We start from the raw sequence: 12,179 nt of genomic DNA, 5'->3' as shown, positions 1-12,179 counted from the left end.
GCGCCTGTTTTTAAGTTAGGTTAGTAGCATGAGCACAATTCCAATTACCAAACGCGGTGCAGAACTTCTGAAAGAGGAGCTGCACCGTCTCAAGCATGTTGAGCGTCCCTCCGTTATCAACGCTATCTCAGAGGCTCGCGCTCAAGGTGATCTTTCTGAGAATGCCGAGTACGATGCTGCCAAAGAGAAACAGGGCTTCATTGAAGGCCGCATTCAGGAGCTCGAAGGCAAACTATCTGCAGCACAAATTATTGATCCAGCATCACTCGATGTATCTGGTCGAGTTGTATTTGGCGCAACTGTAGATCTTGAAGATTTAGAAGATGGCACTAAGTTCACTTATCAAATCGTGGGGGATGATGAAGCGGATATTGCCTCTAATAAGATTTCAATTAGCTCACCAATTGCACGCGCTTTAATTAGTAAAGAAGAGGGTGACGTGGTTGCTGTCCAGGCCCCTGGTGGTAATCGTGAAGTAGAAATTCTCGCAGTCAAATATATCTAATGAGCAATACCCGCACCCAGAGAGCTTTTACTGTCGTATCTGGGCTTTGGGTTGGTAGTTTCATTACCGTTGGATTTTTAGTTGTCCCTGTCTTATTTTCTACCCTCGGTGATCGTCAGGTCGCCGGGATGGTTGCGGCTAATCTATTTAAAGCAACGGCACTGATCGGTGTGGCGCTCAGTATTCTTTTGATGTTGATGGCAAACCATCTCGTCAGGCTGGGCTATCAACAATTCCGCTTCATACGCTGGATCTTGTTAGCAATGCTATCTTGCACTGTTACTGCCGCCTTCATCATCATCCCTTGGATGAATTCTCTCCGAGATCAAGCGCTGTTAGCTGGACTCTCAGTTAGTGAATCGACTAATGCCATCTTATTTAATCGTCTGCATGGGGTTTCAAGTACCTTGTTCATGATTCAGTCAGTGCTTGGTTTGCTGCTAGTTTGGCGGGCAACAAAAAACGCCGACTAGCGGCGTTTCTTATTTATTTCAATCCAGATTGATTAAGAGCCAAGTGATTTTTTCTTGGTGCTACTCATGCGTACCTTACGTCTCTTAATTGGCGCAGGTGCAGCAGCAGCCTTGCGGTAGCCAGGTGACGACCAGCCAATCTTTGACTCAGCAGCTTCGGAGCGTAAAACACGCTTCTTAGGGGTTGCTGATTTGACGGCAGCGGCTCGTTCAAATGGTGATTTGTTAGAAGCGGAGCGACGATCAGATCTTTCGGATGTGCTGGTACGAACACCCGTTTTGGTAGGTGCGCGATTTGGTTGTCGTTTGGTGCGAGGCGCTTGTAATGATTTCTTGGTTTGTTTACTGGAGCGCCCTAAGTTTGCATACGCCTCATCAACAATATCTTTTGGCTTCCAAAGCACAAGCAACTTGCCAATATGCTGAACTGGGGCGGCATTTAATTTGTCGCAAAGTTCTTCATAGATAGCGATGCGGGCTTCACGGTCATCACCAAAAACGCGAATCTTAATCAGGCCATGATGATTGATTGCCAGTTTTGCTTCTTTAATTACGGCAGGCGTTAAACCATCCCCACCAACCATCACCACAGGACTTAGGTCATGGGCATCAGCTTTGAGGGATTTGCGTTGGGCGGGGGTAATGGTTAGTGCAGTCATGGCCTCGATGATAGAGCATTGAGGTCTAAATGACCCCATTTAGAGGGTATTTGATTGGTTTTACGACGATTCCTTTTGCTTTAGGGGGCAGAAACTAGGAAAATGTAGGTCGAAAGTGGGTAAGTTGTGGCAAAGAATAAATTTAATAAAAGTTGGTTGCAGGATCATCTAACCGATCCCTATGTGAAGATGGCTCAAAAAGAGGGTTATCGCGCTAGGGCGGTTTATAAGCTTAGTGAAATTGACGAGCAGGATCACCTCATCAAAGCGGGTATGACCATAGTTGACTTGGGAAGTGCTCCAGGTAGCTGGTCTCAGTACGTTCGCAATCGCCTGACTGAACTTGGCAAAAGTAATCCTAAGATCGAGTCTGGTAAGCCGGATGGTCAAATTATTGCCATTGATATCTTGCCAATGGAAGACATTGCGGATGTAAGCTTTATTCAAGGCGACTTTAGGGAGGATGAGGGTCTGGCTGCCTTAGAGGCGCTGCTGCCAAAAAGTGCTGAAGGTAAGGTTGACTTAGTTCTCTCGGATATGGCGCCAAATCTTTCTGGGGTTGGTGTGGCTGATGCTGCCAGAATGGCTTTTTTGGCAGAGATAGCTTTGGACTTTGCAAGCGCTCATCTAAAGCCAGAAGGCGCACTTTTGATTAAGTGCTTTAACGGTAGCGGCTATAGCCAAATCGTGGAATCCTTTAAAAAGGTCTTTAAAACGGTTGCCTCCCGTAAACCAAAAGCATCCAGAGCAAAATCTTCAGAGATCTTCCTTTTGGGAAGAAACCTAAAGCCTCCAAAATAATCATCTAAAGAGCATTAATTAAGCCTAATAACCCCCGATTTATAGGGGGTTTATGAAATAAATATGCCATTAGCCCTTGAAAAGGGGCGGTAGTAGAATCAGATACTTAGGTAGCGATTCGCTTTAACTCCTGGTTCACTCCAGAAAAGGACTCAATTTTGAACAGCAATATGTTCCAAAAAATCGGTGTGTGGCTCATTGTTGGATTAGTGCTTTTTACTGTTTTCAAACAGTTTGATAAGCCTAAAGAACAGAACCAAGTCACGTATTCCCAATTCATGGATGATGCCAAGGCTGGCAAAGTAAAACGTGTAGATGTGCAAGGCCGCACCTTGCAGGTTACCCCTGCAGACGGCAATAAGTACTCAATCATCTCTCCAGGCGATATCTGGATGGTTGGTGATTTAATGAAGTACGGTGTTCAAGTAACGGGCAAAGCAGAAGACGAGCCCAATATGTTGGTTTCTGCTCTGTATTACCTTGGACCGACTTTATTAATTATTGGTTTTTGGTTCTTCATGATGCGACAGATGCAGGGTGGCGGCAAAGGTGGCGCATTCTCCTTTGGCAAATCAAAAGCACGCTTGATTGACGAGAACAGCAATACCGTAACTTTTGCAGATGTTGCTGGTTGCGATGAAGCTAAGGAAGAAGTATCTGAACTAGTTGACTTCTTAAAAGATCCACAAAAGTTTCAAAAGCTTGGAGGGCGCATTCCGCATGGTGTCTTGCTAGTCGGTCCCCCAGGTACAGGTAAGACCCTCTTGGCAAGGGCCATTGCAGGCGAGGCTAAAGTGCCTTTCTTTTCCATTTCTGGCTCAGATTTCGTTGAAATGTTTGTTGGTGTCGGTGCATCTCGTGTGCGCGATATGTTTGAGAACGCCAAGAAGAACTCTCCTTGTATCATTTTTATTGACGAGATTGATGCGGTTGGTCGTCATCGTGGTGCTGGTATGGGCGGTGGTAATGATGAGCGCGAACAAACCTTGAACCAAATGTTGGTTGAGATGGATGGCTTTGAAAGCAATAGCGGTGTAATCGTTGTTGCAGCAACCAACCGTTCGGACGTTCTAGACAAAGCGCTATTACGTCCAGGTCGCTTTGACCGTCAAGTGCACGTTGGATTGCCGGATATTCGTGGTCGCGAGCAAATCTTACAAGTTCATATGCGCAAAGTTCCTATCGATCCAGACGTGAATGCTGCCGTATTGGCACGCGGTACACCTGGATTCTCAGGAGCTGATTTAGCGAACTTAGTTAATGAAGCAGCTTTATTTGCCGCACGCCGTAATAAGCGTTCAGTTGACATGAAAGATTTCGAAGACGCTAAAGATAAGATCTATATGGGTCCTGAGCGTAAGTCTGCTGTCATGCGCGAAGAGGAGCGTCGTAATACGGCGTATCACGAGTCTGGCCATGCTGTTGTAGCTAAGGTTCTACCTAAAGCCGATCCTGTTCACAAAGTAACCATCATGCCGCGCGGTATGGCATTAGGTGTTACTTGGCAGCTCCCTGAATTTGATCGTGTCAATCTTTATAAAGATCGCATGTTGGAAGAGTTGGCAATTCTATTTGGTGGTCGTGCTGCTGAAGAGGTGTTTTTGCACTCCATGAGTACTGGCGCTTCCAATGATTTTGAACGTGCTACTAAGATGGCGCGTGACATGGTTACTCGTTATGGCATGAGCGATAGTCTGGGCACAATGGTTTATGTTGATACTGAATCTGAAAGTATTTTTGGTCGTAACAGCACCAAGACTGTCTCAGAGCTTACTCAGCAAAAGGTCGATGCAGAGATTCGCACTTTGATTGATAGTCAATATGCATTAGCAAGATCAATCTTGGAGCAAAATCGCGACAAGGTGGAGGCGATGGTTGCCGCCTTACTTGAATGGGAAACCATTGATGCTGAGCAAATTACCGACATCATGGAAGGTCGATCACCACGTCCGCCAGCACCACCTCCAGCTACGCAGTTTGGTAACTCTGCTGGTACTCCTGGTCCAGCGGCTGGTAGTGCTCCAGCAACGGCTTAAAACCGACGGACTCCGTCTGGATGATTAAGACAGAGATTCAAGAGATGCCCACAACTTGGCGTTGTGGGCGTTTTCTTTTTGACTTTAGCAAACGTAAGCGCCCAATTGTCATGGGTATTTTGAACACTACCCCTGATTCCTTTTCAGATGGTGGCCAATTTCAAGTGGCAAAGGATGCTATTGCCCAAGCAGAGCACATGATTGCAAATGGCGTTGATCTGATCGACATCGGCGGAGAGTCTACAAGGCCTGGAGCAGAGCCTGTTTCACTACAAGAAGAGCTAGATCGTGTACTGCCAGTGATTGAGGGATTAAAGGATTGTGGAGTACCGCTATCGATCGATACCTATAAGGCAGAAACCATGCGCCAAGCGCTCATGGCAGGCGTAGATTGTGTAAACGATATTTGGGCGCTTAGACAAGAGGGTGCCGTGAACGCAGTCCTGGAGAGTATTAACTGTGGCGTTGTATTAATGCATATGCAGCGTGACCCAGTCACAATGCAATTTAATCCAGAATACCAAGATGTGATTGCTGAAGTGAAGCAGTTTCTAAAAGAGCGCGCCTATCTCCTTATTGCTCAAGGCATCGAACATGATCGAATTGCAATTGATCCTGGCTTTGGTTTTGGTAAGAGTCTCGAACACAACCTGAATATGCTCAGTCACTTTCACAGATTCTCTGAATTAGCTTTCCCTGTATTGGCCGGGATATCTCGTAAGTCAATGATTGGCAAAATTACTGGCAAAGACACCAATGAACGTGTCTCTCCAAGTGTTGCCGCTGCAATCATGGCAGCAGATCGTGGCGCCAAGATTGTGAGGGTGCATGATGTACCAGAGACTATTGATGCCTTAAAGCTTTGGGAGGCAGTAAATACTTAGACTTGGATGCTAAAAGCCCTATTTCTAAGTTTTATAATGACATCCATGAAAAAACAATACTTTGGTACCGATGGCATTCGCGGTGAAGTGGGTCAATTTCCGATAGTTCCGGAATTTATGACACGCTTGGGTTACGCTGCCGGCAAAGTATTGAGTCGGGATGTAAAGCCAGGCGAGCGCTGCAAAATATTGATTGGAAAAGATACGCGCGTTTCAGGGTACCTTTTGGAGGCTGCTTTAGAGGCGGGATTTGCGGCGGCAGGTGTAGATGTCATGTTGTGCGGTCCAATCCCCACTCCAGGGGTTGCTTATCTTACTAAGGCATTACGTTTAACTGCTGGCATAGTGATTTCGGCATCGCACAATCCGTACCAAGACAATGGCATTAAATTTTTCTCCGCTAATGGAGATAAGTTATCTGATGATTTTGAGTTAGCTATTGAAGCTGAACTCGACAAGCCGATGGGGTGCGTCAATTCGAAAGAACTGGGCAAGGCCTTCCGTTTGGATGATGCGGCAGGACGGTATATAGAATTTTGTAAATCGACTTTTCCCGGAGACTTAAATCTCAAAGGAATCAAACTGGTGGTTGACTGCGCTAATGGGGCGGCTTACCACACTGCCCCTCATGTGTTTCATGAGCTTGGCGCAGATGTCATTTCCATTGGTGTTAACCCAGATGGACGAAATATTAATGATGGATGCGGTGCTACTGCACCAGCAGCATTGATTGCTAAGGTCAAAGAGCTTAACGCTGATATTGGCATTGCTTTGGATGGTGATGCAGATCGCCTCCAAATGGTCGATGGCACAGGGCGCTTATTTAATGGTGATGAGTTGCTCTATGTACTTGCAAAAGATCGCTTAGAGCGTGGTCATGACTTAGGTGGGGTGGTTGGCACTTTAATGACAAACTTGGCAGTAGAGAATGCTATAAAAGGCTTAGGTATTTCTTTTGAGCGCTCTCAGGTGGGTGATCGCTATGTACTTGAGCTATTAAAAGAAAAAGGGTGGTTACTTGGTGGTGAGGGATCGGGCCACTTGCTTTGCCTAGATGAGCATTCAACTGGAGATGGCACAATAGCGGCACTACAAGTTCTGGCAGCCATGCGTAAGCAAAACAAGAGCCTTGCCCAATTATTAGAATCGGTCAAAATCTTCCCCCAAGTGCTCTTGAATGTGAAATTCAAGCAAGGATATGACTGGAAGTCCGACCAAATACTCAGTAATCAAATCGCCAAAGTAGAGAATGATCTCCAAGCCATTGGAAGGGTGCTTATTCGTGCATCTGGCACTGAACCGTTGTTGCGGGTAATGGTAGAAACCAAAGATGCAGACCTAGCTATGAGGGCAGCTAAGAGTATTGCTGACTTAATTCCAACGGCTTAATTAGGATTTTTCTGTTTCCTTAAGTTATTGATTTATATAAATAAAATTAATTATGACATACATGTCATAAAAGCGTCATAGTCAAATCGTATCGTCCTCATATTGCATCAAATTCACTACTCATGAGGACTCCTTAAATGAATACAGTATTTAAAAAAGCTCTAGTTGCTGGCGCGGTTGTGGCCTCACTTAGTACAACTGCTTTTGCGGCTGAAATGACTGGCGCAGGCTCTTCTTTTATTTACCCAGTTCTTGCTAAATGGGCGGAAGCTTACAAGACAAAGACTGGCAATAGCTTGAACTATCAGTCAATTGGCTCTGGTGGTGGTATTAAACAAATTAAAGCAAAGACTGTAGATTTTGGTGCTACCGATGCGCCAATGAGCTTTGAAGATTTAGAAGCTGGTGGCATGGTGCAATTTCCGGCAATCATTGGTGGTGTTGTTCCAGTAGTGAACATTGAAGGTGTTAAGCCAGGTGAGTTAAAACTTTCTGGTGACTTGCTTTCTGATATTTTTATTGGCCAGGTAACTAACTGGGGTGACAAGCGCATTGCTTTGATGAACCCAGGTTTAAAGATCCCTGCAGGTGACATTACTGTTGTCACTCGTGCGGATGGCTCTGGTACAACAGCTATTTTTACCAACTACCTCTCTAAAGTGAACAAGAACTTTAAAGACACAGTAGGATTTGGCGCTTCGGTTAAGTGGCCTGCTGCATCTACCGTCAGCGGTAAGGGTAATGAAGGCGTAGCCGCCAACGTTAGCCGTGTTAAGAACTCAATCGGCTATGTTGAGTATGCATATGCAAAGAAGAATAACCTTAGCTATACCCAAATGAGAAACTCTAGCGACAAATTTGTAGAGCCTACTGGTGCATCATTTGCGGCGGCATCTGCTGGCACAGATTGGTCTAAATTTCCAGGTATGAATACCTTTATCACAAACGCACCTGGTGCAGCCGCATGGCCGATCACTGGAGCAACTTTTGTGGTTGTATACAAAAAACCTGAAAACAAAGCCAATGCAGCAGAAGTTCTGAAGTTCTTCGATTATGGATTTGTTAATGGTAAGCAAATGGCATCAGATTTAGACTATGTGCCAATGCCGGATGCAACAACAAGCTATATCCGTAAAAGTGTTTGGTCACAAGTTCAAACGAAGTAATCAAATAAATATTCAGAAAATTGGCCCTAAGATTGCTTAGGGCTATTTTTTCTTTTATTTACCTAGACTGAAATAACAATGACTTTTCAAAACCCTTCCGATCTAAGTAATCCCAGAGCTATTAAAGTTGCTCGCATACAGCGGGTACAGGATTTTTTATTTCAGGCTGTAACGCAATTCTTTTCATTAATTGTTTTATTTGCATTACTTGGCATCATTATTTCTTTATTTATTAATGCATGGCCTGCATTGAGTACTTTTGGTGTCGGCTTCTTTTTTACCCAAGAATGGGATATTGTGAATGGTGAGTTTGGTGGCTTGATTGCTATCTACGGAACTCTTGTTACTTCAATTATTGCTTTATTGATTGCCGTTCCTTTAAGCTTTGGAATCGCAGTATTTCTTACTGAACTGTGCCCAGGTTCTTTGCGACGCCCTCTAGGAACTGCTGTCGAATTACTTGCTGCAGTTCCATCAATCATCTATGGCATGTTTGGCCTATTTATTTTTGCGCCACTATTTGCAGAATATGTTGAGCCAGCACTTGCAGCTAGCTTAGGAAAAATACCGGGATTTGGAATATTGTTTTCTGGCGCCTTTAACGGTGTAGGTGTATTGTGTGCAGGCCTAATTCTTGCCATGATGATTCTTCCATTTATTGCATCAGTCATGCGCGACGTTTTTGCTATTGTTCCCCCGGTCCTCAAAGAGTCCGCATATGGTATCGGATGCACAACCTGGGAAGTAGTGAAGAATGTAGTGCTGCCTTATACCAAGGCAGGAGTTATTGGAGGCGTAATGCTTGGACTTGGTAGAGCGCTTGGTGAAACCATGGCCGTTACCTTTGTGATTGGCAATGCCCATCGTTTATCAGCCTCTTTATTTGCCCCCGGCACATCTATAGCCTCAACTTTGGCTAACGAATTTGGTGAAGCAGAGGCTGGCAACCATTTATCTTCTCTATTTGCTCTTGGCTTAACTCTTTTTATTATTACCTTTATTGTTCTCGCATGCGCTAAATGGATGCTAAACAATATGGAGAAGAAGCAAGGCTTGAAATCATGAACGGTACCAGTAACATTAATCCTGATGTTTTTGCCCGCCGCAAGCGTGCTAACAAGATCGGCTTGACTCTTTCCATGTGTGCTATGGCACTGGGAATGATTTTCTTACTCTGGATTCTGAGTGTTCTAGTCATCAAGGGTTTTTCCTCTATAAGCTTGGATCTCTTTACTCACAGTACTCCGGCGCCTGGATCGGATGGCGGCGGTCTTGCTAATGCCATAGTGGGTAGCTTGATGCTAATTGGCTGCTGTACCTTAATCAGCACCCCTATTGGTGTGTTGTCTGGTCTTTATCTATCTGAATATGGCGATAGAAGTAAGGTTGCTGCTATTACTCGATTTGTAACAGACATTATGTTGTCAGCCCCATCTATTGTGATTGGTTTGTTTGTCTATGCATTTGTAGTCGCGCAGGTAAGACATTTTTCTGGTTGGGCTGGCACGATCGCTCTGGCTTTGATTGCTATCCCAGTAGTTGTGAGAACAACGGAGAATATGCTCAGATTGGTTCCTGGAAGTTTGCGTGAGGCTGCTTATGCCTTAGGCACTCCAAAATGGAAAGTGGCTTTCATGATCACGCTTCGTGCAGCACAGAGTGGTGTGATGACAGGTATTTTGTTAGCACTTGCCCGTGTAAGTGGCGAGACAGCGCCTTTGTTATTTACCGCACTAAATAATCAGTTCTTTTCAACCAATATGAATGCGCCGATGGCGAATTTACCGGTTGTCATTTTCCAGTTTGCAATGAGTCCATACGATAACTGGGTTGACCTTGCTTGGGGCGGCGCTTTATTGATTACCTTTGCAGTACTTGGATTGAATATCCTTGCTCGAGTGGTATTCCGAGATAAGGTGCAGGCATGATGACTAATATGAAAACAATGTTTGACTTAAATCAGATTGATAGTCAAGGGGGTAGAGTGGATACAGCAAATCAAGAGCCGCAGAAGTCGGCAGTCAATGCCATTGAAGTGCGCGATCTTAATTTTTATTACGGTGCATTTCAGGGCTTAAAGAATATCAATTTAGATATTGAGCAAGGCAAGGTCACTGCCTTTATTGGACCTTCAGGTTGCGGTAAGTCGACCTTACTAAGAACCTTAAATCGCATGTATGACCTCTATCCAGGACAGCGTGCTGAGGGCGAGATTAATTTCTATGGCCAAAACATCCTCGAGCAAGGACAAGATTTAAACTTGCTGCGCTCACGTATTGGTATGGTTTTTCAGAAGCCAACCCCATTTCCAATGTCAATTTACGAGAACATTGCTTTTGGTGTGCGTTTATATGAAAAGCTCTCTCGTTCCGAAATGGATGAACGTGTTGAGTGGGCCTTGAATAAAGCAGCCTTGTGGAATGAGGTAAAAGATAAGCTAAACCAGAGTGGTCTATCCCTCTCTGGAGGACAGCAACAACGCCTTTGTATTGCTCGTGGAGTGGCAGTAAAGCCATCCGTGATCTTGTTGGATGAACCTACATCTGCTTTGGATCCTATTTCTACCGGCAAAGTAGAGGAATTGATTCATGAACTCAAAAATGACTATACGATTGCAATCGTGACTCATAATATGCAGCAAGCAGCTCGTGTTTCGGACTATACGGCTTATATGTATTTGGGTAGCTTGATTGAGTACGGAAAAACCGACGAAATATTTATTAAGCCTAAGCGTAAAGAAACAGAAGATTACATTACCGGTCGTTTCGGTTAAATGGAGAATTACATGCCAGATAAACACTTATCCTCGCAATTTGATGCGGATCTTAACTCCCTTTCTAGTCGCTTGCTCGAAATGGGCGGTCTTGTAGAGTCACAGATTGCCACTGCAATGCGTGCTTTCACACAGATGGATATCGAAACCTGCAATGTTGTGATAGAGAATGAAAAATCGGTTAATGATCTTGAGATTCAGATTGACTTAGCCTGCACAGAATTGATTGCACGTCGTCAACCTACTGCTCGTGACCTTCGTCTCGTGATGGCAGTTTCTAAGGCGATTACCAATTTAGAACGTGCTGGAGATGAAGCTGAGCGTGTAGCTAAGCGCACTAAACGTTTGATTGAAGCTGGCATGCCACACAATATTAATGTGGCTGAAATCCGTTTGTCGGGTCAAATGGCGATTTCATTGCTGCGTCGCAGCCTAGATGCCTTTGCCCGGTTGGATACGATTGCAGCTGCTGAGGTTGTTGAAGAAGATCGTCAGATTGATGAGGAATTTAGAGGCTTTGTTCGTAAGCTCATCACCTATATGTCTGAAGATCCGCATATGATTAGTACGGGTCTGGATATGTTAACTATTGCAAAAGCGATTGAACGTATTGGTGATCACGCAAAAAATATTGCTGAGTTCGTCATTTACATTGCGAAGGGGTCTGATGTTCGTCATATCCCGCACGAAGATTTAGTCCGCGAAGCTAATAGAGAATAAATAGGGCATTTCAAAATGACTCACCGCATACTCATAGTTGAGGATGAGCCATCAATTGCAGAATTGATTGCGATTAACCTATCCCACGCTGGCTTTGAAGTAGAAAAGGCGATGCAAACTGATCTTGCATTAACGATGATGAAAGATCAGTTGCCTAATCTAGTTATCCTCGATTGGATGTTACCTGGTAAATCAGGTGTTCAATTTGCAAAAGAGCTTCGTCAAAATGAGCGCACCAAGACATTGCCTATTTTGATGCTCACTGCAAAGAGCGAGGAATCCGATAAGGTTCTGGGGCTTGATTCAGGTGCAGACGATTATGTGACTAAGCCTTTTTCACCAAAGGAACTAGTTGCTAGGGTCAGGGCGATTTTACGTAGGCTGGCGCCTATTGAAGATACCGGCCCTCTAACAGTTGGTCCCTTAAAGCTGGATCCAAGCTCACATCGAGTCTTAGCTACATGGCCTAATCTCGAGCCAAAATCGATTGCTCTTGGCCCAACTGAATTTAGATTGTTACAGTTCTTTATGGCCAACCCTGAGCGCGTCCATTCTCGTAGTAGTCTATTGGATAAGGTTTGGGGTAACGAGGTCTACATTGAAGAGAGAACTGTGGACGTTCACATCAAGCGCTTAAGAGCTGCTTTGGCTCCTTTTGATTGTGATCGTTATATTGAGACAGTACGTGGTAGCGGCTACCGCGTTACCAAAACTCCTACAGAGACCTAAGTCTATATTTGACGTTTCGTAGCATTTCCTCCAGGGAATGGTGG

Annotated in this window: 13 protein-coding genes; 12 read left to right on the top strand and 1 reads right to left on the bottom strand. The window is 44.7% G+C overall.

Annotated elements, in window-relative coordinates:
* Window positions 1-28 precede the first annotated feature (28 nt).
* Together greA and A9236_RS05410 are read left to right on the top strand one after the other, a co-directional pair.
* A complete protein-coding gene (gene greA / locus A9236_RS05415; protein WP_071465839.1) occupies window positions 29-505 on the top strand; it encodes a transcription elongation factor GreA in 477 nt (158 codons plus the stop codon).
* Window positions 505-978, top strand: a complete 474-nt coding sequence (locus A9236_RS05410) for a DUF4149 domain-containing protein (RefSeq protein WP_071465838.1) — start codon at window positions 505-507, stop codon at window positions 976-978. Before greA ends, A9236_RS05410 begins: the two co-directional genes overlap by 1 nt.
* A gap of 32 nt (window positions 979-1,010) precedes the next feature.
* On the opposite strand, the gene A9236_RS05405 is transcribed toward A9236_RS05410, so the two are convergent.
* A complete protein-coding gene (locus A9236_RS05405; RefSeq protein ID WP_071465837.1) occupies window positions 1,011-1,637 on the bottom strand; it encodes a YhbY family RNA-binding protein in 627 nt (208 codons plus the stop codon).
* 126 nt (window positions 1,638-1,763) lie between these two features.
* On the opposite strand from A9236_RS05405, the gene A9236_RS05400 reads away from it, so the two are divergent.
* The 10 genes from A9236_RS05400 (at window position 1,764) to phoB (ending at window position 12,135) form a co-directional block, all read left to right on the top strand.
* On the top strand, window positions 1,764-2,438 hold the full coding sequence (locus A9236_RS05400) for an RlmE family RNA methyltransferase (protein WP_071465836.1): 675 nt from the start codon (window positions 1,764-1,766) through the stop codon (window positions 2,436-2,438).
* Window positions 2,439-2,596: 158 nt separating this feature from the next.
* Window positions 2,597-4,474, top strand: a complete 1,878-nt coding sequence (ftsH, locus tag A9236_RS05395; protein WP_071465835.1) for an ATP-dependent zinc metalloprotease FtsH — start codon at window positions 2,597-2,599, stop codon at window positions 4,472-4,474.
* Window positions 4,475-4,518: 44 nt separating this feature from the next.
* The gene (folP, locus tag A9236_RS05390; RefSeq protein WP_071465970.1) at window positions 4,519-5,358 is read left to right on the top strand and encodes a dihydropteroate synthase; all 840 of its coding nucleotides are present in this window, start codon (window positions 4,519-4,521) and stop codon (window positions 5,356-5,358) included.
* Window positions 5,359-5,403: 45 nt separating this feature from the next.
* Entirely contained in the window at window positions 5,404-6,747 is a 1,344-nt protein-coding gene (gene glmM / locus A9236_RS05385) for a phosphoglucosamine mutase (RefSeq protein ID WP_071465969.1), read from the top strand.
* Window positions 6,748-6,884: 137 nt separating this feature from the next.
* Entirely contained in the window at window positions 6,885-7,913 is a 1,029-nt protein-coding gene (gene pstS, locus A9236_RS05380) for a phosphate ABC transporter substrate-binding protein PstS (protein WP_071465834.1), read from the top strand.
* A gap of 78 nt (window positions 7,914-7,991) precedes the next feature.
* The gene (gene pstC, locus A9236_RS05375; RefSeq protein WP_071465833.1) at window positions 7,992-8,978 is read left to right on the top strand and encodes a phosphate ABC transporter permease subunit PstC; all 987 of its coding nucleotides are present in this window, start codon (window positions 7,992-7,994) and stop codon (window positions 8,976-8,978) included.
* On the top strand, window positions 8,975-9,841 hold the full coding sequence (gene pstA / locus A9236_RS05370; protein ID WP_071465832.1) for a phosphate ABC transporter permease PstA: 867 nt from the start codon (window positions 8,975-8,977) through the stop codon (window positions 9,839-9,841). Before pstC ends, pstA begins: the two co-directional genes overlap by 4 nt.
* Window positions 9,842-9,849: 8 nt before the next feature.
* Complete coding sequence (gene pstB / locus A9236_RS05365; RefSeq protein WP_201721738.1) at window positions 9,850-10,686, top strand: phosphate ABC transporter ATP-binding protein PstB; 837 nt, start codon at window positions 9,850-9,852, stop codon at window positions 10,684-10,686.
* A 12-nt stretch (window positions 10,687-10,698) separates the two neighbouring features.
* Window positions 10,699-11,406: a phosphate signaling complex protein PhoU gene (phoU, locus tag A9236_RS05360; RefSeq protein WP_071465967.1), complete on the top strand. Its 708-nt coding sequence runs from the start codon at window positions 10,699-10,701 to the stop codon at window positions 11,404-11,406.
* Window positions 11,407-11,421: 15 nt separating this feature from the next.
* Window positions 11,422-12,135 carry a phosphate regulon transcriptional regulator PhoB gene (gene phoB / locus A9236_RS05355; protein WP_071465831.1) on the top strand — a complete coding sequence of 238 codons (714 nt, stop codon included), beginning with the start codon at window positions 11,422-11,424 and terminating at the stop codon, window positions 12,133-12,135.
* Window positions 12,136-12,179 lie beyond the last annotated feature (44 nt).

The sequence above is a fragment of the Polynucleobacter sp. QLW-P1DATA-2 genome (genome assembly GCF_001870365.1).
Taxonomy (GTDB): Bacteria; Pseudomonadota; Gammaproteobacteria; order Burkholderiales; family Burkholderiaceae; genus Polynucleobacter.
This window is presented reverse-complemented; position numbering and strand designations above follow the sequence as displayed.